The sequence below is a fragment of the Actinophytocola sp. genome, from assembly GCF_036002505.1.
Lineage (GTDB): Bacteria > Actinomycetota > Actinomycetes > Mycobacteriales > Pseudonocardiaceae > DASYTH01.
Genome location: NZ_DASYTH010000349.1, coordinates 1 through 20,554, shown reverse-complemented (window position 1 = coordinate 20,554; position 20,554 = coordinate 1). Strand labels below are relative to the sequence as shown.

At 70.7% G+C, this 20,554-nt stretch carries 17 protein-coding genes and 1 pseudogene; 13 read left to right on the top strand and 5 right to left on the bottom strand.

The window, feature by feature from the left end; genetic code table 11:
• Positions 1 to 506 (bottom strand): annotated as a pseudogene (locus tag VGR06_RS30500) (hypothetical protein); the annotation flags it as partial.
• 262 nt (positions 507 to 768) lie between these two features.
• Positions 769 to 2,139 (bottom strand): cystathionine beta-synthase, encoded by a 1,371-nt coding sequence (locus VGR06_RS30495; RefSeq protein WP_327562615.1) that lies wholly within the window; start codon positions 2,137 to 2,139, stop codon positions 769 to 771.
• Positions 2,140 to 2,380: 241 nt separating this feature from the next.
• On the opposite strand from VGR06_RS30495, the gene VGR06_RS30490 reads away from it, so the two are divergent.
• From VGR06_RS30490 to VGR06_RS30480, 3 genes are all read left to right on the top strand, one after another.
• Entirely contained in the window at positions 2,381 to 3,217 is an 837-nt protein-coding gene (locus VGR06_RS30490; protein WP_327562614.1) for an SGNH/GDSL hydrolase family protein, read from the top strand.
• A 166-nt stretch (positions 3,218 to 3,383) separates the two neighbouring features.
• Positions 3,384 to 4,604 (top strand): acetyl-CoA C-acetyltransferase, encoded by a 1,221-nt coding sequence (locus tag VGR06_RS30485; protein WP_327562613.1) that lies wholly within the window; start codon positions 3,384 to 3,386, stop codon positions 4,602 to 4,604.
• A 72-nt stretch (positions 4,605 to 4,676) separates the two neighbouring features.
• Positions 4,677 to 5,159 carry a hypothetical protein gene (locus tag VGR06_RS30480; protein WP_327562612.1) on the top strand — a complete coding sequence of 161 codons (483 nt, stop codon included), beginning with the start codon at positions 4,677 to 4,679 and terminating at the stop codon, positions 5,157 to 5,159.
• Here VGR06_RS30480 and VGR06_RS30475 read toward each other — a convergent pair.
• Positions 5,125 to 6,423 (bottom strand): geranylgeranyl reductase family protein, encoded by a 1,299-nt coding sequence (locus tag VGR06_RS30475; protein WP_327562611.1) that lies wholly within the window; start codon positions 6,421 to 6,423, stop codon positions 5,125 to 5,127. The genes VGR06_RS30480 and VGR06_RS30475 overlap by 35 nt on opposite strands.
• Before the next feature lie 192 nt (positions 6,424 to 6,615).
• Between VGR06_RS30475 and VGR06_RS30470 the strand changes: the two genes are divergently transcribed.
• The 6 genes from VGR06_RS30470 (at position 6,616) to VGR06_RS30445 (ending at position 13,430) form a co-directional block, all read left to right on the top strand.
• A complete protein-coding gene (locus VGR06_RS30470; protein WP_327562610.1) occupies positions 6,616 to 7,095 on the top strand; it encodes a hypothetical protein in 480 nt (159 codons plus the stop codon).
• Positions 7,096 to 7,223: 128 nt separating this feature from the next.
• Positions 7,224 to 9,314, top strand: a complete 2,091-nt coding sequence (locus VGR06_RS30465) for a hypothetical protein (protein WP_327562609.1) — start codon at positions 7,224 to 7,226, stop codon at positions 9,312 to 9,314.
• Positions 9,301 to 10,848: a hypothetical protein gene (locus tag VGR06_RS30460; RefSeq protein ID WP_327562608.1), complete on the top strand. Its 1,548-nt coding sequence runs from the start codon at positions 9,301 to 9,303 to the stop codon at positions 10,846 to 10,848. Before VGR06_RS30465 ends, VGR06_RS30460 begins: the two co-directional genes overlap by 14 nt.
• Positions 10,849 to 10,945: 97 nt before the next feature.
• Positions 10,946 to 12,244 carry a glutamate-1-semialdehyde 2,1-aminomutase gene (gene hemL, locus VGR06_RS30455; protein ID WP_327562617.1) on the top strand — a complete coding sequence of 433 codons (1,299 nt, stop codon included), beginning with the start codon at positions 10,946 to 10,948 and terminating at the stop codon, positions 12,242 to 12,244.
• Positions 12,241 to 12,873, top strand: coding sequence for a histidine phosphatase family protein (locus VGR06_RS30450; protein ID WP_327562607.1), 633 nt, complete (start codon positions 12,241 to 12,243; stop codon positions 12,871 to 12,873). Before hemL ends, VGR06_RS30450 begins: the two co-directional genes overlap by 4 nt.
• On the top strand, positions 12,870 to 13,430 hold the full coding sequence (locus VGR06_RS30445; RefSeq protein WP_327562606.1) for a TlpA disulfide reductase family protein: 561 nt from the start codon (positions 12,870 to 12,872) through the stop codon (positions 13,428 to 13,430). Before VGR06_RS30450 ends, VGR06_RS30445 begins: the two co-directional genes overlap by 4 nt.
• 10 nt (positions 13,431 to 13,440) lie before the next feature.
• Here the strand turns inward: VGR06_RS30445 and VGR06_RS30440 are convergent, their stop codons facing one another.
• Both VGR06_RS30440 and VGR06_RS30435 read right to left on the bottom strand, forming a co-directional pair.
• Positions 13,441 to 14,895, bottom strand: coding sequence for a hypothetical protein (locus tag VGR06_RS30440; protein WP_327562605.1), 1,455 nt, complete (start codon positions 14,893 to 14,895; stop codon positions 13,441 to 13,443).
• A gap of 89 nt (positions 14,896 to 14,984) precedes the next feature.
• Complete coding sequence (locus VGR06_RS30435) at positions 14,985 to 15,212, bottom strand: helix-turn-helix transcriptional regulator (protein WP_327562604.1); 228 nt, start codon at positions 15,210 to 15,212, stop codon at positions 14,985 to 14,987.
• 114 nt (positions 15,213 to 15,326) lie between these two features.
• Between VGR06_RS30435 and VGR06_RS30430 the strand changes: the two genes are divergently transcribed.
• From VGR06_RS30430 to VGR06_RS30415, 4 genes are all read left to right on the top strand, one after another.
• Positions 15,327 to 16,097, top strand: a complete 771-nt coding sequence (locus VGR06_RS30430; RefSeq protein WP_327562603.1) for a cytochrome c biogenesis CcdA family protein — start codon at positions 15,327 to 15,329, stop codon at positions 16,095 to 16,097.
• Positions 16,098 to 17,702 carry a cytochrome c biogenesis protein ResB gene (resB, locus tag VGR06_RS30425; protein WP_414637369.1) on the top strand — a complete coding sequence of 535 codons (1,605 nt, stop codon included), beginning with the start codon at positions 16,098 to 16,100 and terminating at the stop codon, positions 17,700 to 17,702.
• Complete coding sequence (ccsB, locus tag VGR06_RS30420; RefSeq protein ID WP_327562602.1) at positions 17,689 to 18,669, top strand: c-type cytochrome biogenesis protein CcsB; 981 nt, start codon at positions 17,689 to 17,691, stop codon at positions 18,667 to 18,669. The genes resB and ccsB overlap by 14 nt, the downstream gene beginning before the upstream one ends.
• A gap of 177 nt (positions 18,670 to 18,846) precedes the next feature.
• Entirely contained in the window at positions 18,847 to 20,178 is a 1,332-nt protein-coding gene (locus VGR06_RS30415; protein WP_414637370.1) for an AAA family ATPase, read from the top strand.
• Positions 20,179 to 20,554 lie beyond the last annotated feature (376 nt).

Sequence of the window (20,554 nt, the reverse complement as noted above, 5' to 3'; positions counted from 1 at the left end):
CCGAACGACGGGCCGTGGCCGAGGCCGGGCTGCTGGGCGAACCCGCCGGGCGGCGGGCCGTAACCAGGCGGCGGCTGCTGGCCGTAGCCGGGTGGCGGACCGTAACCGGGTGGTGGCGGCGGCTGCTGGCCGTAACCCGGGGGCGGACCCTGGCCGAAGCCGCCGGGCTGCGGGAAACCGCCGGGTGGTGAGGACGCGCTGGGCGGCGGGGCGTAAGGCGGCGGCTGCGGGGGAAGCGCGCCGGGCGGAACCATCTGGGTCTTGTCGCCCTGCTGCTGTTCCGGACGCACGACCTGGGTGCGCTCGATGCCGTCCGCACCCTGGCCACCGGGGCCGCCGAGCACCTGGGTGGGGCCGGGCGCCGACAGGGCGGGGTTCTGCTCGGGCGGCGCCTGCTGGGGCTGCGGGCCGCTGGGCGGACCCGGTTGCTCCTGGTTCGGCTCACCCTGCCATTGCTGCTGGCCGCCCTGCCACGGTGGCTGGTTCGGCGGCTGCGGAGCACTCATCGGGTTCCAACCCCTTCACCTGCATTGTCTTCAAGTTGCGTCCGCGCCAACGCTAGCGGATAGTGCACGCCTTCGCGGGACGGCCCGAGGATGACGTCCGGTGTGTTGGCCTCTGACGTCGCCATGTTGGCTCGTGGCGTCGCCATGTTGGCCCAATGCGCGGCGGGATCGCCGTCAGCTCGTGTCCCCGTCGTCGTCACCAGCCAACACACCTACGCCAGAGGCCAACACAGCGACGTGGGACGCCAACACAGTGACGCGGTCAGCGGCCGGCCAGGAAACCCAGCAGGTCCTGCCGGGTGACGACGCCGGCCGGCTTGCCGTCGACCAGCACCATCGCCCCGTCCGCGGCGGAGAGCGCCGACATCGCCACGGTGACCTGCTCGCCGGCGCCGATCGTGGGCAGCGGCGGGGACATGTGCCGGTCGACCCGGTCGGACAGCGACGCCTTGCCGGTGAACAGGGCGTCCAGCAGGTCCCGCTCGTTGACCGCGCCGACCACCTCGGCGGCCATCACCGGCGGCTCCGCGCTGACCACGGGCATCTGGCTCACGCCGAACTCGCGCAGCACCGCGACCGCGTCGCCGACCGACTCCGTGGGGTGCGCGTGGACCAGTTTCGGCAGTGTGCCGTCCTTGCGCCGCAACACATCGCCGACGGTCGCGCCGGAGTGCTCGGGCGGCAGGAACCCGTAGGAGGCCATCCACTGGTCGTTGAACACCTTGGACAGGTAGCCGCGGCCGCTGTCCGGGAGCAGCACCACGATGACGTCATCGGGGCCACAGCGTTCGGCCAGCCGGAGCGCCGCGGCGGCCGCCATCCCGCACGAGCCGCCGGTGAGCAGGCCCTCCTCCCGGGCGAGCCGCCTGGTCATGCCGAACGAGTCGGCGTCGGAGACCGGGATGATCTCGTCGGCGACCTCGCGGTCGTAGGTCCGCGGCCAGAAGTCCTCGCCGACGCCCTCCACCAGATACGGCCGGCCGGTGCCGCCGGAGTACACCGAGCCCTCCGGGTCCGCGCCGATGATCTTGACCCGGCCGCCGGAGATCTCCTTGAGGTAGCGCCCGGTGCCGGAGATCGTGCCGCCGGTGCCGACCCCGGCGACGAAGTGCGTGATCCGCCCGTCGGTCTGCCGCCACAGCTCGGGCCCGGTCGAGTGGTAGTGGCTGGCCGGGTTCTCCGGGTTTGAGTACTGATCCGGCTTCCACGCCCCCTCGATCTCGGTGACCAGCCGGTCGGACACGTTGTAATAGGAGTCGGGATGCTCCGGGGCGACCGCGGTCGGGCACACCACGACGTCGGCCCCGTAGGCCTTCAGCGCGTTGCGCTTGTCCTCGCTGACCTTGTCCGGGCAGACGAACACGCAGTGGTAGCCCTTGCGCTGCGCCACGATCGCCAGGCCCACCCCAGTGTTACCCGAGGTCGGCTCCACGATCGTGCCGCCCGGATGGAGCGTGCCGGAGCGCTCGGCGGCCTCCACCATGCGCAGGGCGATGCGATCCTTCACGCTGCCGCCCGGGTTGAAGTACTCGACTTTGGCCAGCACCAGCGGGGCCAACCCCGCCGACAGCCGGCCCAGGCGCACCAGTGGCGTGTTGCCGACCAAGTCGATCACGTGCTCGACGTACTCCACGGGTTCTCCTTCGGGCAGACATGAGGGCAACTCGCAGCCGTGCCCGGCGCCACTCTAGCCGCCGTGGCGCGCCCCTCCACCCCGGCCCGACCAGGCGTAATACCACACAAAGGCGATATGTCCTAACAAACTCGAGCGGTATTCGAGCCAGTCGTCAGTTATCCACCAGAGACTTCCGTCACCTTTACAAACATACCCAGTTCGGCGATGCAACTCACAAGCTCAGGAAGGGAGGACGGCGATGACGGGAGCACGTCTTGTCCGGACCCTGGTTTACACGGCCGGCTCGGTCGGCGGATTGTCCGGGGCCGCGTTCGGCCTACTGAACGACCAGGTCCGCCGGGCGCGGTTGCTGGCCGGCCAGTTGCTGTCGGACCTTCCGCTCAACGCCGACGGTGTTTACCGGCCCAACGGCAGCGGCCCGTTCTCCGAGTCGGACCTGGAGCCGCTCACCTTCATCGTGCTGGGCGACTCGCTGGCGGCCGGGCTCGGCGCGGAGACGCCCGAGCGGCTGCCCGGCGTGGTGCTGGCCAAGGGCCTGGCCGAGGAGATCGGCACGCCGGTGCGGCTGACCACGCATGCGATCCCCGGAGCGAAGACGTTCGACCTGCCGGCGCAGGTGGACCGGGCGCTGATCGCACCGCCGGACCTGGCGCTGGTGATCATCGGTGGGAACGACGTGACCGCGCGGGCGCGGATCGCCACGTCGGCGTCGACGCTGGGACAGCAGGTGCGGCGGTTGCGGGCCGCCGGGACCACGGTCGTGGTGGCGACGTGTCCGGATCTCGGCGTGGCGCGGAACATTCCGCAGCCGTTGCGGGAGTTGGCGCGACGGTACAGCCGGGCGCTGTCCCGGGCGCAGCACCGCGTGCTGGAGCGGCTCGGCGCGGCCGCGGTGTCGCTGTTCGACCTGGTGTCGCCAGACTTCCAGCTGCGGCCGGCGGAGTTGTTCAGCCAGGACCGGTTCCACCCGAACGGGGCGGGCTACGAGGTGGCGGCCAGCGTGCTGCTGCCCGCGTTGTGCGGCGCGGCCGGACTGTTCGCCGCCGCCGAGCGGCGGGTGCCGGTAGCCGCGTGAGCGGAGCTTGCGGAGCGAAATCATCGGGCACTGCCTTGCCGCCGAGGGACGAGGCGGCAAGGTTGCCAGCACCGAGCTTGCGAGGTGCTGGCGTGAGTCTTCAGCGGGAAAACGCTACCGAAGGGTAACCTCGACGGCACCGACGTCGTCGCAAAGGAGCAGCGCCATGCCCGAGGCCGTCATCGTCTCCGCCGTCCGCTCGCCGATCGGGCGTGCGGCCAAGGGTTCCCTGGTGGACATGCGGCCGGACGACATGGTCGTGCAGATGGTCCGCGCGGCGCTGGCCAAGGTGCCGGCGCTGGACCCGCGGGACATCAACGACCTCATGCTCGGCTGCGGCCTGCCCGGCGGCGAGGCCGGGTTCAACATGGGCCGCGTGGTCGCGATCCTGCTCGGCTACGACCACCTGCCCGGCTGCACGATCACCCGGTACTGCTCGTCCAGCCTGCAGACCACCCGGATGGCCTTCCATGCGATCAGGGCCGGCGAGGGCGACGTGTTCATCAGCGCCGGCGTCGAGGCGGTCTCCCGGTACGCCAAGGGCAGCTCGGACTCCTGGCCGGACACCCGCAACCCGCTGTTCGACGAGGCGGTCGGGCACACCGCCTCGGTCGCCGAGCAGGGCGCCCCGGAATGGCACGACCCCCGCGACGACGACCGGGTGCCCGATGTCTATATCGCGATGGGCCAGACCGCGGAGAACCTGGCGCTGGCCAAGGGCGTGACCCGGGAGGAGATGGACCACTTCGGCGTCCGCTCGCAGAACCTGGCCGAGCAGGCCATCAAGGACGGCTTCTGGGCCCGCGAGATCACCCCGCTCGAACTGCCCGACGGCCGGATCGTGGACACCGACGACGGCCCCCGCCCCGGCGTGACCTACGAGAAGACGTCCACCCTGGCCCCGGTCTTCCGCCCCGACGGCCGCGTCACCGCCGGCAACTGCTGCCCCCTCAACGACGGCGCCGCCGCAGTGGTGATCATGAGCGACACCAAGGCGGCGGAGTTGGGTCTCACGCCCCTGGCCCGGATCGTCTCCACCGGCGTCTCCGCACTCTCCCCCGAGATCATGGGCCTCGGCCCGGTCGAGGCTTCCCGCCGCGCCCTGGCTTTGGCCGGCCTGACCATCGACGACATCGACCTCGTCGAGATCAACGAAGCCTTCGCCGCCCAGGTCATCCCCTCCTACAAGGACCTCGACATCCCCCTCGACAAGCTCAACGTCAACGGCGGCGCCATCGCCGTCGGCCACCCCTTCGGCATGACGGGTGCCAGGATCACCACCACGTTGGTCAACTCCCTGCAGTGGCACGACAAGCAGTTCGGCCTGGAGACCATGTGCGTCGGCGGCGGCCAGGGCATGGCCATGGTGCTGGAGCGCCTGAGCTGATGTGCCGCCATCGGGCTGCAGCGCTCGCCGACCGGATCCCTGTGCGTCCGTCGTCGCGGCGGCGAGGAGGACTTGGTCCTGACGACGGCCAGCCGGGCCGAACAGATCGATGAAGCCATGCCGGCAACGACGAAGCTTGTCGTGGCGCTGATGGAGCAGCCGCAGGTCGTCACCCTGGTGACCGAGGTCGTGCCGGCGGCCTTTCCCTGGGTGGCGTTCCTGCCCAAGGAAGACGTCCAGGCATTCGTGGTTGATCTGGTGAGCACGATGAAGGCGGCCGAGCCTCTCGGCAATCCGGCCCCTGTGGTCCAAGTGCTGGCTGGCTGGCGGCACACTGACATGCCAGACGGCCGGCGCCGCCGTGAAGCTCGATTTGAAGATCAACGGCTCGCCGGTCGTCAGTGCCACCAACTCGGCGGGGCCTTGTCTGGCCGGCACATTGGCCTTCGTCGCTCACCCGGTCGGCCCGGACGGGCTCACCGTCGATATCGACAACCTGGTGATCAGGCAGCCGTGACCGCTAGACGCTCGGCGCGATCCGGGTGGCAGCCGTAATCAATCTGTCGAAGGCGTCGCCGTCGCGGGGGTCGTAGAGGCCGGCGAGGAGTTTCAGCACGAGCTTCATGAGGGTGGTGTGGGGGAGGCCGTGTTTGGTGGCGATGCGCATGATCAGGGGGTTGCCGATGAGGCGGCTGAAGATGTTGCCCAGGCGGTAGTAGCTGCCGAGGGATTGTTTGAGGGCCAGGGGGTAGCCGGCGAGGGCGCGTTCGCGGGTGGGGCCTTCGGGGCGGGCCAGGGCCTGGATGACGCATTCGGCGGCGAGGCGGGCGGATTCCATGGCGTAGCCGATGCCTTCGCCGTTGAACGGGTTGACCAGGCCGCCGGCGTCGCCGGCGAGGAGGAGGCCCGGTGAGTAGTGGGGGGTGCGGTTGAAGCCCATCGGCAACGCCGCGCCGCCGATTTTGCCGGCCGCGTTGGGCTCGCGGAGGGCCCAGTCTTCGGGGGTGCCGTCGAGCCACGAGCGGAGGAGGGCGCGGTAGTCGGTCTTGCCGAAGGCCTTGGAGGTGGAGAGGATGCCGAGGCCGACGTTGACCGTGCCGTCGCCCATGCCGAAGATCCAGCCGTAGCCGGGGAGGAGGCGGGGTTCGGCGGGGTTGCTGCGGTCCCAGAGCTCGAGGTGGGACTCGAGGTAGTCGTCCTTGCTGCGTGGGCTGGTGTAGTAGCGGCGGACGGCGACGCCCATGGGGCGGGTGTCGTTCTTGTCGATGCCGACGGAGAGCGCGAGCCGGGCGGAGACGCCGTCGCAGGCGAGGACCACCGGCGCACGGTAGGTGACCGGGGCGCGCTCGGGGCCGACCCGGGCGGAGACCCCGACGACCCGCCCGGTCCGCGAGTCGGTCACCGCGCCGGTGACGTTGGTCTGCTCGAGCAGGCGGGCACCGGCGCGCTGGGCGTTGCGGGCCAGCAGCTCGTCGAAGTCCTGGCGCGGCCGGACCACGCCGTAGGGCGGGAACGTGGCCAGATCCGGCCAGTCCAGCTCCAGGGTCACCCCGCCGCCGACCACCCGCAGGCCGCGGTTGTGCAGCCAGCCGGCCTCCGCGCGAGTGTCGATGCCCAGGTCGATGAGCTGCTTGACGCCGCGCGGGGTCAGCCCGTCGCCGCACACCTTCTCCCGCGGGAACGCGCTCTTCTCCAGCAGCAGCACGTCGAGACCGGCGCGCGCCAGGTAGGTCGCCGCGGTGGCCCCGGCCGGACCGGCGCCTACCACGATGACCTCGGCGTCCTCCCCCGCCCTGCGCCGGCTGATCGACGTGGTCATGCGGCTCCTTGTGAACGCGTTCACGAACTCCTACCCGGGAGTTTATCCGAGGAAACTGCGGGTCAACTGCGCTAACGCGGCGAAGCTCACGGACGAGACACAGGCGCCACATCCCCTGGGGCATTCCGAGCAAGCGCGAACATTGACGGAGCCGGCGCGTACACGCTCCCGGACCTTCCGGGCACGTACAAGGTGCAGTCCTACAGCGTCCTGCAGCAGTGGGCGCACCAGAAGAAGTCGTTCGAGGAGGCCGATGTCCTCACCGTGGCCTGGGGCACGGACACGGTCGTCGACGAGGTGCTGCTCCCGACCGGGTCCGTCGCCGTCACCGCGGCGGATCAGCCCACGGGCGCACCGATCGCCCGGTTCTGCAGCGGACCGGACGGCCGCGTCACGATCACCAACATGCACACCGCGCCGTATCAGCTGTACGTGTTCGCGCGTGACGGCGTGCACGGCGACCAGTGGGTGGGCCGGCACGGCGGCACAGGCAGCCGGTTCCTGGCCAGGACCGTCAACGCCACGGGCGGCCAGACCATGTCCGTCCCGCCGATCCGGCTCGACGGCGCGGGCTCGATCTCCGGCACGGTCGTGGACCAGGCCACCGGGGCGCCAGGCCGGACGGGAAGTACGGCGCGGACCGGTATCGACATCCTCGTGCCTGCCGGCTGAGCCGCTCGCTCGTTGGTCAGCCGGTCCGCCGTGCGTGGGCCGGCTGGCCTTTATCCATTGCTTTTGCCGACGATCTCCGTTAACCGTGGTAGCGGTATCACCCCGGGCCCTAGGAGATCCGAAACAACATGGTGTCGAACGCTGCGCTCACGACCAGGGCCCGGAGCCGGACCGCCAGCCGTGACCGGCTGGCGAGCTTCCTGGTCGCCCTGCGGCAGACACCGATCCCCACCTCGCCGCCGCCGCACGACAGCCAGCAGGAGGCGCTGGGGCTGAACCTGCTGGCCCTGGCGCTGCGGCTGGAGCACATCGACCGGATGTCCGAGGCGTTGACGCTGGCCGACTCCACGCACATGGCGCGCTCGGTGAGCATCGACGTGAACATGACCGTGCTGACCCCGGAGCAGATCCACGCGCTGCGGTCGGACCCGAGCGGCGAGTACCGGCCGGCGGCGGTGTGGGTGCCGGTGGCCCGGCAGTCCCGGACCGACCTCGCGCCGGTGGTGGTGCGCAACGCCGCCGGTGAGGTGGTACCGCGGCTGACCCAGGTGGAGACCGCGCACGCGCTGATCCACGGGATGAGCAAGGCGTTCCGGATGTTCCTCAACTCGGATCCGCGCACCGAGGACCCGGGCGAGCTGCTGCACGACATCCGGCACGGGTTGAACCGGTCGCGCTGGCTGATCGAGGCGACGATCGCGAACATGATCGACACCGGCGGGCGGCACTCCAGCCCGGTGTCCGCCCGCTCGGCGCGGCACCGGGCGACCGACTCGGACAGCATCCGGGACAAGGCGGCCCGGGCGGTCGAGGATCTGTTCCCGGACGACAGCCCGTTCCTGCGCCTATTGGACATCGCCGCGTCGGAGTACCTGCTGGTGGCTCAGGTGCGGACGAACAAGACCCAGGCGTTCCTCCGCTACGACGCGCCGGTGCTGCCGGCACGCGACCGGGACCTGCGCGGGCGGGCCACGATCGCCCGGTGGGGCACGTTCCAGCACGAGTTCACCGTGCGGTACTCCACGGTGATCCCGCGCGCGGTCAACTCCTACCACGTCACGCTGGAGGTGCCGCCGGAGATCCAGGTCCGCCGGTTCTTCCTGACCAGCGACGTGGACGCGCCGGCGCTGCGCACCCTGGTCAACGACATGCGCGCGGTGGCCGACAGCTACCAGCAACTCCAGGGCGTCTCACCGAAGCTGCTGGAGTTGGAGCTGCAGGGGATCGTCTCCCGGCTGGCCGAGTTCGGCCGCCGGCGCTACCGCGACCTCGAGTCGTTCATGGCCTACATCGAGGACTGCTACTCGACGTTCTCCCGCCGCCGCCCGCGCTTCCCGGCCCGAACCGAGCCACCGGCCACCATCACCCCGGCGGAAAGCCTGGTGCCGCAACGAAGGATCATCACCGGGCTCGGGCACCTCTCGCACCAGTACGAGACGGACAACCTGCGCAAGCTGGCCGACGGGTCGCTGGGGCCGGAAACCCTCAACCAGTGGGCGGACGCGCTGACCGCGTCGCAGGTGTACTCCGACATCTACGTGGACAACGACCCGCGGGAGAACGCCGGGCACGCGCACTGGCAGCGCCGGCCGTTCGGCACGGATCACCAGTCGGTCGAGCCGGTGTCCGCAACCGTCTACATGGCACTCGTGGACGACCCGCCGTCGCTCGCGTCGAACGTGTCCAAGCTGCTGCTGGCCGTGCTGCTGCTGGTGGTCGGGTTCGGCATGGTGCTGCAACCCCAGCTGTTCCAACACATTCCGCTACTCGGCCCGATCGGGGAGAAGGTGGGCATCAGCACGGACGGCGGGCCGATCTCCTCCGCCGACGCGATCGTGACCATGCTGCTGCTCGTCCCCGGCCTCATGCTGTCCCGTTTGGACATACCGTCGAACAAGTCGGTGCTGGGCCGGTTGAGGATCTTCCCGCGATATGTCGCGTACACCACGGTGTTCGTGGCCGGCGGGCTCGCGCTCACGGTCGCCTCCGCGCGCTCGGACCACCTCGCGGTGCCGTTCGTGGTGGCGATGGCGGCGTTGCTGGTGCTGGCCGTGCTGGTGCTGGTGGACGGGGTGACCAAGGCGGTCAAGCGGCGCGGCCGGGTTCCGCGCAGCCACGTGAGCCCCACCTGGCTGATCTCCGAGATCAAGCGGAAACCCGGCCGGCGCAAGCGGTGCGCGGCGAACTTCTCCACGATCGGACCCGATGACCATGCCTAGCACCAGCCGGTTGCACCCCGCGCTCGCGGCCGTCGCCGCGCGGGCGGCCAGCGCAGGCAGCCCGGCGGTGCTGTTCAACGTGTCGCACTTCGGCGTTGGCAACGGTTCGGTGGCTCCGCTGCCGTCGACGGACATCGCGCCGCCGACCGAGCAGGACCACGTCGCCACCGAGACGCTGGCGTTCCACCCGGCCGCGGCGGGCTTCCAGGTGCACACCTGGGCGCCGGAGACGCCGCACAAACCGGTCGGCGGCGTGTCGATCAGCCGGATCGCGGTCGGCCCGCAGGTCGACGAGCGGAACCTGGCCTGCCACCTCTACGGCGGCAGCGTGGTGATCAATCCGAACTTTCTCTACGACCCGGCGCACAGCACCGAGATCCTGCTCACCCTCGGATACGAGACGTGGCAACCGGACTACGCGGACTCGTTGATGATCGCCCGGGTCTACCAGGGTGTGGCCGCGGCCGCGGCGAACGGCGACGGGGTGCCGATCCTGTTCCTGCAGTCGCCGGTGGCGCCGTTCCGGGACCCGCCGGGGCGGTTCCGCGAGGACGGCTCGGGCGAGGCGCCACGGGTGGCCAACGGGATGGCGATGCGGGTGCTGATCGGGCTGGACGAAGGCCACCCGCAGAAGCGCATCGCCCTGCTGGGCAAGATCTCCGACCTGGCGCAGGGTTACGGGCTCGGCCTGCAGATCGCCGACCGGCGGTTCGGCCGGGTGCGCGGCGAGTGGTGGTCGGTGCTGGCGCCGGACGCCGACCGGTACGCCGCGGCGAAGGCCGAGCTGTTCGGCTGGGCGCCGCCCGGCGTGCCCGAGTCTGTGCAGCTGCTGACGTTCGTCGGCCCGGCGCGGGTCGGCTCGTCCGCCGCGATCGCCGCGGACCTGATGGCGCGCAACATCGGCGTGCTTGCGGTGTCCGCCGCGACGCTGCAGGAGATCGCGTTCATCAACGTGATGACCCCGATCGCGCCGGCGCGGCTGACCGACACGCCCACGTCCGGCACCTGCCTGCCGATCGTGGAGGGGCTCGGGCAGGTGGCCAGCGACTGCGGGCTGACCCGGCGGCAGGGGGTGCGGGTGCGCAGCCGGATCGGCGAGACCGCGGCCACCGACTACCAGGTGCTCAGCACCGGGCCGGTGTCCCCACGGATCGCGGCGTCGGCGGAGCACCCGCTGTGGCTGTCCTGGATCATCCCGCTGGAGCACGACGCGGCCAAGCGCCCGCCGGACGTCGCGCAGCTCGTGCTGGCGCAACTGTGCGAGGCGGCGGACCGGGTCGCCGGCGGGCGGATCGACTACTACCGGGTGCGGGTGCTGGCCGACGGCCGGGTGCGCGGCCGGGCGAAGGTGTCGGTGTCCCTGACGGAAGGGATCGTCCGCACTCACATTCCCGCGTTGCTCAGCGAGCTGTGCGCGTGGGCGCAGCGGGAGGTGGTGGCGACGCTGGTGCGTGACCATGTGCCGCTGCGGACGATCCGGCTGCGGCTGGCGTGGCGGGAGCGGTGGCTGGGCCGGGTCAGCACGGTGATGTGAAAGTGCGATGAAGGGGGCCTTCCTCACCGCGGGCGTGAGAAAGGCCGCCTTCATCGCACCCCACCCTGCACCTGCAAGACTGGGGCACGTGACAGCGGTGGAGCAGGTGGCGAGGTCCGCGGAGTTGTTCGAGCGCGCGCGGGCGGTCACGCCGGGTGGGGTGAACTCGCCGGTCCGGGCGTTCCAGGCGGTGGGCGGCACGCCGCGGTTCATGGTCCGCGGCGAGGGGCCGTACCTGTGGGACGCGGACGGCAACCGGTACGTGGACCTGGTGTCCTCGTGGGGACCGATGATCCTCGGGCACGCGCATCCGGCCGTCGTGGACGCGGTGCGCACGGCGGCCGGCGGCGGGCTCTCGTTCGGCACGCCCACCGCGGGCGAGGTGGAGCTGGCCGCGGAGATCATCGGCCGGGTGCCGCCGGTGGAGCAGGTGCGGCTGGTCAACTCCGGCACCGAGGCGACGATGAGCGCGATCCGGCTGGCCCGCGGGTACACCGGGCGCAGCAAGATCATCAAGTTCGCCGGGTGCTACCACGGGCACGTGGACGCGCTGCTCGCCGAGGCCGGGTCCGGGGTGGCCACGCTCGGGCTGCCGACCACGCCGGGGGTCACCGGCGCGTCCGCGGCCGACACGATCGTGTTGCCCTACAACGACATCTCCGCGGTGCGGGAGGCCTTTTCCGCACACGGCGGCGAGATCGCGGCCGTGATCACCGAGGCGGCCGCCGGCAACATGGGGGTCATCCCCCCGGCCATGGACTTCAACGCGGGGTTGCGCGAGCTGACCACCGCGCACGGCGCCCTGCTGATCATGGACGAGGTGATGACCGGGTTCCGGGTCTCCGCGGCCGGCTGGTTCGCCCTCGACACGGTGCCCGGCGACCTGTACACGTTCGGCAAGGTCATGTCCGGCGGGCTGCCCGCGGCGGCGTTCGGCGGCCGGGCCGAGATCATGGCGTCGCTGGCCCCGTCCGGGCCGGTGTACCAGGCGGGGACGCTGTCCGGGAACCCGGTCGCGGTGGCCGCCGGGCTCGCCACGCTGCGGGCCGCGGACGCCGAGGTGTACCGGACGCTGGACGCCAACTCGCAGCGGCTCGGCGCGCTGCTCACCGGCGCGCTGTCCGCGGCCGGGGTGCCGCACCGGGTGCAGTACGCCGGAAACCTGCTCAGCGTGTTCTTCACCACCGGGCCGGTGCCCGACTACACCGCCGCGAAGGCCGCCGAGACCTGGCGGTACCCCGCGTTCTTCCACGCCCTGCTGGACCGCGGGGTGTACCCGCCGCCGAGCGCGTTCGAGGCGTGGTTCGTCAACGCCGCCATGGACGACGCGGCGTTCGAGGTGATCGCGGACGCGCTCCCGGCCGCGGCGGCCGCGGCCAGCCGGGAGGCCCGGTGACGTCCCGCACGGTCGTGCATCTGTTGCGACACGGGGAGGTGCACAACCCGGACGGCGTGCTGTACGGCCGGCTGAACGGGTTCGGCCTCTCCGAGCTCGGCCACCGCCAGGCGCTCACCGTCGCCGAACACCTGCGGGACAACGACATCACGCACGTCGCCGCGTCGCCGCTGCAGCGCGCGCAGGAAACCGCGGCGCCGGTCAGCGACTCGCACCGGCTGGAGCTCGCCACCGATCCGCGCCTGATCGAGGCGGCCAACGTGTTCGAGGGTAAGCGGGTGGCCATCGGGGACGGTGCGCTGCGCTCGCCGCGGAACTGGCCGATGCTGCGCAACCCGTTCCGCCCGTCCTGGGGCGAGCCGTACCTGGAGATCGCGCACCGCATGCTGGCCGCCGTCCATCGCGCCCGCGCCCAAGCCGACGGCCACGAAGCGCTCTGCGTGTCCCACCAGCTTCCTATTTGGACGGTCCGCCGCTTCCTCGAAGGCCACCGGCTGTGGCACAACCCGACCCGCCGCCAGTGCTCGCTCGCCTCCCTGACCAGCCTGGTCTTCGACGACGAGCAACTCGTCGGGATCCGCTACACCGAGCCCGCCGGCGCCAGCAGCCCCAAGGTGACCGGCGCATGAGGTGGTTCATTTCCTTGCTGGTCCTGGTTTTCCTCGCCAGCTGCTCCACCGGCCGGGACGCCGTGGCCACCGGCAGCGACTTCGTGTTCGTCTCCCCCGGCGGCAAGACCGACATCACCTACGACGGCGCCGACCGCAAGGGCATCGGCGACCTCTCCGGCGAAAGCCTGATGGAGCAGGGCAAGCAACTCAAACTCTCCGACTTCGCCGGCAAGGTCGTGGTGCTCAACATCTGGGGCTCCTGGTGCGGCCCCTGCCGCGTCGAAGCCCCCGAACTGCAGAAGCTCACGGACGCCGGCACCCAGGTACTGGGTATCGACGTCCGTGACTACCAGCGCAGCGCCGCCGAGGACTTCGTCCGCGACCGCCACCTCACCTACCCGTCCCTCTACGACCCCCCGGGCCGCTCCCTCCTGGCCCTCAAGGGTTATCCCCGCTCCGTGGTGCCCTCCACGATCGTGCTGGACCACCAGCACCGGGTGGCCGCCGTGTTCCTGCGTGATCTCCTGGCGACCGACCTGATGCCGGTGGTTCAGCGGCTGGCGGACGAGAGTTAGGGCGCACCGGTCAGCGGGTGTACACGGTCCACCCGGTTCCGAGCTGCCCGTTGTTGATGGCATCCGCACGGGTGAAACCGCCACCGATCGGCTCGTCGCCGACCTCCAGGGTGTAGCTCGTGACGCCCCAGAGAATGGCGCCGTAGTGGAAGACCCCGCCGCTGTCCCCGCCCCGCAGCCCCGCGCCCACCTCCTCGATGAGCCCTCGCACGGGACGGCCCTGATCGTCGGTCGTCGAGATGTTCACCTTGGTCACCTGACCACAGCCCGCCGCTCCGGTCGTGCGACCGAAAGCGCACACCCACTCGTCGCGCGACGGGCTCGTCTCCACGCCGTCGGCATAACGCGGGGTTTCCCAGCCGTAATAGAAGGTGCGGGTTGCCGTCAGTCCACCTGTCGTGAACCGGGCGATGTCATAGTTGGCGGCACGGAACATTCGCGAGATGGTGGTATGCCCGCCCTGGGTGTCGTGGTTCCAGTAAATCAAGTACGGGTCGTCGGCACAGTGCCGGGCGGTGACGGTCCCCTTGTCGCCGGAGGTGTGGGTGACGTTGAATGCATTGGTGCACAACGCTTCCCCGTCCGGCTTGTTGAGCAAGCCGCCACCGCGCAGGTAACCGTCGACTGGCCTGGTGCCGAAGTCGCTGACCGCCACGGCATCGATCGCGATCCTCGGGTTTCCGGGTCGCGGCGGCTGGACCGCGGTGCGGAACCCCGCAGCGTCGGTGGGCTGGTTTCGCGGCTTGACCTGGACGGTGATCCGACCCGTATCAGTGTCATACCAGCCCCTGACACCGGCCGTGTCCGGCCGGGCGCCGAGCAGACCGGTCGTGGATTCCAGAACGCTCTTCAGCTCCCGCTCGGAGAACCCCTTCCCGCCGACCAGGACCACTTCCACCGGAAGGCTCCCTGCGAGTTCAACCGCCCCCGATGGCACCGCGCTCTTGAAGCCGATACGCACGCCGGCCCCATTGTTGATTATCGCGGAACCCGCGATCTCGGCCGGGAAAGCGGCCGCGATCCGGCCGACCACCCTGCTGACCGCCCCCTGGAAGCCGTACCGTCGGATGGCCTCCTCGTGCGTGATTCCGGCCGACTTCGCAATCTGGGCGAGATCGACCACCTCGGCATAGGGGAGGTCATCGATCATGACATCCGGATCGATCGCGAAGCCGTCGACGATATCGCCGTCGGGACGGTTTGCGTGTACCCGAGGATCCGAAGCCGCCTTCTGCGTCGCATAGCTTTTCACCGCGTCCAGGAGGGTGCTGCCCTTCGCCACCGCGTCCTGTTCAAGCCGTTCCAATGTCGGCCGCTGCACTTTTGGTCGGGTCGCGAGCGCAAGGGTGACGGTGCGCTGCGTCTCGACACCCCCGCCCACCGTGCCCGACGCCGTTACCGGCGCAAGCACCAGTGCCGCCAGCACCGGCGCTGTCGTGATCAGCGCGAACGAGGTTCTTCGCATGATTCCTCCCCATGAATGTGTCGGAACTCGTGGTCGCCGCGGCCAGCGTGGCAGGATCGCCATGGGCCGGGCATTGGCGATTCCGCCAGTTACGCCAGCGCCCGGGGTTCGGTACGAATGATCCACTTGGTGATGGCGACGGCGGCGCCGACGCGGGAAGCGACGCCGAGTTTGAGAATGATGTTGCTCACGTGGGCGCGAACCGTACGTTCCCGGATCCCCAGTGCGCGGGCGATCTCCCGGTCCGTTTTGTCCTCCGCGACGAGCAGGAGCACCTCGTGCTCTCGCGGGCTCAATGTCGCGATGTCAGATGCCACGCGGACTCCCCTTCCACGTCGTAACACACCTACGACACCTGGGGAGGTTGCAGTTCGACAGGCGGCGCCGGGCGCGATGAACGGGGAGTTCAGGGCCTGTCTACCCTGGTCGGCGTGAACGCCACCGAGCTAGCCGCGTCCGGGCCGCTGTTGCTGGCCGCGGGTGTGGCCCTGCTGGCAGGCATACTCTCGTTCGCCTCGCCGTGCGTGGTGCCGTTGGTACCCGGATATCTGGCCTACCTGGCGGCGCTGGTGGGGGCGGACGCGCCGGCGGTGGGTGGGCATGAGCCAGCCAAGCGTGGGCGGTACCGCGTCGTGGGGGCGGTGGGGCTGTTCGTGCTGGGGTTCACCGTGGTGTTCGCGATCGCGGTGGGCAGCCTGGTGTGGCTGGCGGACGCGGTGAAGGTGAACGAGGATCTGCTGCAGCGGGTCGGCGGGGTGCTGACGATCGTCATGGCGCTGGTGTTCGTCGGCTTGATTCCGGGGCTGCAGAAGGACTTGCGGCTGCACAAGGTGCCGCATGGGGGGCTGGCGGGAGCGCCCGTGTTGGGGGCGATCTTCGCGCTGGGCTGGACGCCGTGTATCGGGCCGACGCTGTCCGGGGTGCTGGCCATCGCCAGCGGCACGGGTGGGACGGCGGCGCGGGGATTCCTGCTGGTGGTGGTGTACTGCGTGGGGTTGGGGGTGCCGTTCCTGCTGATCGCGCTCGGTGCGCGGTGGGCGGTGCGGGCGTCGGGGTGGTTGCGGCGCAACGGGAGGCGGATTCAACTTGCCGGTGGGGGGTTGCTGTTCGTGGTGGGGGTGCTGCTGGTGACCGGGTTGTGGGGCGAGCTGACGGCGTGGCTGCGGGACGCGGTCGTCACGGACACGAAGCTGCCGCTGTAGATGAGCGTGGACAGCGTCGAGACCGCCGCACCGCCCGAGGCGACGCCTCCCGGTGGCAACGCGGTGCTGGCGTTCCTGCGCAACACCTGGCGCGGGCTCACCTCGATGCGCACCGCGCTGGTGCTGCTGTTCCTGCTGGCGCTGGCGGCCATGCCGGGCGCGCTGCTGCCGCAGCGGTCGCTGAACTCGCCGAAGGTCGCCGAGTACATCGCGGCGCACGGCTGGTGGGGGCGGCTGCTGGACCGGCTGCAGTTCTACGACGTCTACGCCAGCGTCTGGTTCTCGGCGATCTACCTGCTGCTGTTCCTGTCCCTGGTCGGCTGCCTGGTACCGCGCACGCTGGAGTACGCGAAGTCGTTGCGCGCCAAGCCGGTGCTCACCCCGCGGAACCTCAGCCGGCTGCCGCACCACGTCGAGTCCACTGTGGACGAAAGCGTGCCGGACGTCATGGCCCGCGCCCGTCAGCGGCTGCGCGGCTGGCGGCTGGTGGAGCGCGAGGAGGGCGGGGGCACGCGCAGCATCAGCGCGGAACGGGGCTATCTCAGGGAAACCGGCAACCTGGTGTTCCACTTCGCCATGCTGGGCCTGGTGGTTGCGCTCGCCCTCGGCAAGATGTTCAGCTACGAGGGCCAGGTCATCGTGCTGGCCGACGGCAGCCAGTTCTGCAACTCCGGCACGCTCGGGTACGACACGTTCCGGCCGGGACTGCGGGTGGACGGCACCGACCTGAACCCGTTCTGTGTCAAGGTGAACGACTTCGCGGCCACGTATCTGCGGACCGGGCAGGCGGAGAGCTTCCGCGCCGGTGTGGAGTACCAGTCCGGCGCGGACCTGGACAGCGGCACCTGGCGGCCCTACCGGCTCGAGGTCAACGAGCCGCTGCGCACCGCGGGCGACCGGATCTACCTGCTGGGCCACGGGTACGCGCCGACGTTCACGGTGACGTTCCCGGACGGGCAGAAGCGGACCAGCACCATCCAGTGGCGGCCGGTGAACCCGCAGACCCTCCTCTCCGAGGGTGCCACGAAGCTCGACCAGCCCGGGGTCACCGACCCGGCGCTGCGCCGCCAGCGCCAGCTCGCGATCACCGGGCTGCTGGCGCCGACCGCGGTGTTCCAGGGCTCGCTGATGGACTCCGGTTTTCCGGACCTGCTGAACCCGGCCGTGGCGGTGGACGTGCTGCGCGGCGACCTCGGCCTGGACGCCGGGCGCGGGCAGTCGATCTTCAGCGTCGACCAGTCGCTGGTGAACGACGGCCGGCTCAAGCGGGTGGCCCGGGCGAACCTCAAGCCGGGCCAGGAGGTCAAGCTCGACGACGGCACCTCGGTGCGGTTCGACAAGGTCGAGCAGTGGGTGGACCTGCAGGTGTCGCACGATCCGACGCAGGGCTGGGTGCTGGTGTTCTCGCTGCTGCTCATCGCCGGGCTGGGCACCTCGCTGGTGATCAAGCGCAGGCGGGTGTGGGTGCGGGCCACCCCGGCGGACACCGGTACGGTTGTCGAGGTCGGCGGCCTTGCGCGCACGGACCGGGCGGGATACGGCGAGCAGTTCGACAGGTTGGCCGCCGAGCTCGTGCGCGGAGGGAGACCTGATGCCGACCGATGACGCCCTGTCCAGGTACAGCGACTGGACCTATTTCGCCGCCGTGGCGGTCTACGTCGTGGCGATGACGCTCTACTTCGTGGAGCAGGCGCTGAGCCGCGCCCCCCGCGACGAAGCCAAGGTGCTGGTCAGCGCCGGCGCCCCGGAGGCCGAAGGAAAGCAACGTGACGTTGCTTTCCCTCTTGAGCAAGAACGTGACGTCGCTTCCCCGCCGAGAGGCGAGCGCTTCGGGCGGATGGCCGTGTCCGTCACCGTGCTCGGCGCGCTGCTGCACCTCATCTCGCTGGCGCTGCGCGGTGTGGCCGCCGGCCGCGTGCCGTGGGGCAACATGTACGAGTTCGGCTCGGTGCTCTGCCTCGCCGCGGTGACCACCTGGCTGGTGCTGCTGCAGCGCCGCGCCCCGGTCCGCCACCTCGGCGGGTTCGTGCTGCTCCCGGTCGTGCTGCTGATGTTCCTCGGCGGCACCGCGCTCTACACCACCGCCGCCCCGGTCCAGCCCGCGCTGCAGTCCTACTGGCTGGTCATCCACGTGTTCACGGTCGCCACGTCGAGCGGTGCGCTGCTGGTGCCGGGCGTGGCCAGCGTGCTGTACCTGATCAAGACCCGGAACGAGGCCGACCCGGAGAAGCTCGCCGCGATCGCGAGCCGGCTGCCCGCCGCGGAGACGCTCGACCGCCTGGCCTACCGGGTCACGATCATCGCGTTCCCGGCGTACACCATGGCGATCATCTTCGGGGCGATCTGGGCGGAGGCCGCCTGGGGCCGGTTCTGGGGCTGGGACCCGAAGGAGACCACGGCGTTCGTCGCCTGGGTCATCTACGCCGCCTACCTGCACTCCCGGGCGACGGCCGGCTGGCGCGGCACCCGCGCCGCGGTGATCAACGCGGCCGGGTTCGCGGTGATGGTGTTCAACCTGTTCTTCATCAACCTCGTGGTGGCCGGGCTGCACTCCTACGCCGGAGTCGGCTGAGCGCCCCGTGTCGCGCGCCACGTGCGGCAACGACTACCGTCGTAGCGGGAGTGCGGGATCGGTAGTTCAGGGAGGACCCCAGCGGTGAGTGGGCGCCAAGACGAGTCGAGTGCGAGCGGCCCGCCGCCGCACGTCCAGACGGACGAGCCCGACTCGCAGACGCACGACTTCGGGCCGATGCCCGGGTCGTCGCACCTGGACGAGGAGAGCCAGACCGATTCGACGCCGCACCCGGCCCAGCAGTCCGGGCCACATCAGGTCGCTCCGGCCGCGGAGCAGTCCGGCCCGTACGGGGTGGGCGGCGGCCCGTCCGGCCCGCAGTACGTCCCCGCCGACCAGTCCGGCCCGCACCTTGTGAGCGGCGGCCGATCCGGCCCCCCGTACCTCCCCGCCGACCAGTCCGGTCCGCATTCGGGGCCGTACCCGGTCGCCGGAGGGCCGTCCGGTCCGCACTATGTCGACCAGGCGAGCTACCCCGCGCAGTACGGCCAGCAGCGGCCGGCCTACCCGCCGCCCGGCTACCCGCCCTACCAGCAGCCTCCGGGCGCGCCCCGGCCGCCGGCCGACCCGCGCGGGCGGGCCGCGGTGCATGCCGACGAGCTGTCCTCCGCCCGGTTGATCAAGCAGGTCAAGCGCAAGCCGCAGTCGGGTTGGCGCAAGGCGGTGTACGTGGCCAGCGGGCACCTGATCAACGTCGGGGAAAGCCCGGAGGACCTGAACCGGCGCGAGCTGATCGCGCGGATCAACCAGCCGCTGCGGGGCTGCTACAAGATCGCGATGCTGAGCCTCAAGGGCGGCGTCGGCAAGACCACCACGACCACCACCCTCGGCTCCACGTTCTCCTCGCTCCGCGGCGACCGGGTGATCGCGGTGGACGCCAACCCCGACCGCGGCACGCTGAGCCAGAAGATCCCGCTGGAGACCACCGCCACGGTCCGCCACCTGCTCCGCGACGCCGACCGGATCCGGCGCTACAGCGACATCCGGGCGTACACCTCGCAGGGCCCGTCCCGGCTGGAAGTCCTTGCCAGCGACCAGGATCCGGCGGTCTCCGAGGCGTTCAGCGAGGAGGACTACCGGCGCACCATCACGCTGCTCGAGCACTTCTACAACATCGTGCTCACCGACTGCGGCACCGGCCTGATGCACTCGGCCATGAAGGGCGTGCTGGACGTCGCCGACTCGCTCGTGGTGGTGTCCTCCGGCTCGGTGGACGGCGCCCGCAGCGCCTCGGCCACGATGGACTGGCTCGAGGCGCACGGCTACCGCAACCTGGTGGCGCGCTCCGTCGCGGTGATCAACTCAGTGCGGCCCAAGTCCGGCTCGGTGGACCTGGACAGGCTCGCGGCGCACTTCGGCTCCCGCTGCCGCGCAGTCTGCCGGATCCCCTTCGACCCGCACCTGGAAGAGGGCGCGGAGATCGAACTGGAACGCCTCAGCTCCGAAACCCGCTTCGCCCTCCTGGAGATGGCGGCCACCGTCGCCGACGCCTTCCCGGCAAGTACCTAGCGAGAAGGCCTACCACGGCCAAACGCGCCCAGCCAGGCGCAGCGTCCGAGCAGCCCGCTCGGGCGCGCGGAGCGGCCGCCGGTGTCTGGACCGAGGAGCCAAAGGTCGCGCAGCGACCGACGCGACGAGGGAAGACACCGGATCAAGGCCGCGAGCACGACCGAGCCATCAGACACAGTCGCGAGCACGACCGAGCCATCAGACACAGTCGCGAGCACGACCGAGCCATCAGGCGGGCGGCTTGCCGTCGTCGTCGGGACGGCGGTGCTCGTTGAGGCGGCGGAGGAACTCGGGGTCGTCGTCCGGCGCCACCGTCCTGGAGCGACGTGGTGCCACGCTTTCCGGGCGCGCCACGAAGGCTCGCCACAGCAGCACG

Excerpts from the sequence above, each read along its gene's own strand:
- VGR06_RS30490 (WP_327562614.1), top strand. The coding sequence starts at position 2,381 with ATGACGGGAGCACGTCTTGTCCGGACCCTGGTTTACACGGCCGGCTCG.
- VGR06_RS30485 (WP_327562613.1), top strand. The coding sequence starts at position 3,384 with ATGCCCGAGGCCGTCATCGTCTCCGCCGTCCGCTCGCCGATCGGGCGT.
- VGR06_RS30475 (WP_327562611.1), bottom strand. The coding sequence starts at position 6,423 with ATGACCACGTCGATCAGCCGGCGCAGGGCGGGGGAGGACGCCGAGGTC.
- VGR06_RS30465 (WP_327562609.1), top strand. The coding sequence starts at position 7,224 with ATGGTGTCGAACGCTGCGCTCACGACCAGGGCCCGGAGCCGGACCGCC.
- VGR06_RS30460 (WP_327562608.1), top strand. The coding sequence starts at position 9,301 with ATGACCATGCCTAGCACCAGCCGGTTGCACCCCGCGCTCGCGGCCGTC.
- VGR06_RS30445 (WP_327562606.1), top strand. The coding sequence starts at position 12,870 with ATGAGGTGGTTCATTTCCTTGCTGGTCCTGGTTTTCCTCGCCAGCTGC.
- VGR06_RS30440 (WP_327562605.1), bottom strand. The coding sequence starts at position 14,895 with ATGCGAAGAACCTCGTTCGCGCTGATCACGACAGCGCCGGTGCTGGCG.
- resB (WP_414637369.1), top strand. The coding sequence starts at position 16,098 with ATGAGCGTGGACAGCGTCGAGACCGCCGCACCGCCCGAGGCGACGCCT.
- ccsB (WP_327562602.1), top strand. The coding sequence starts at position 17,689 with ATGCCGACCGATGACGCCCTGTCCAGGTACAGCGACTGGACCTATTTC.
- VGR06_RS30415 (WP_414637370.1), top strand. The coding sequence starts at position 18,847 with ATGCCCGGGTCGTCGCACCTGGACGAGGAGAGCCAGACCGATTCGACG.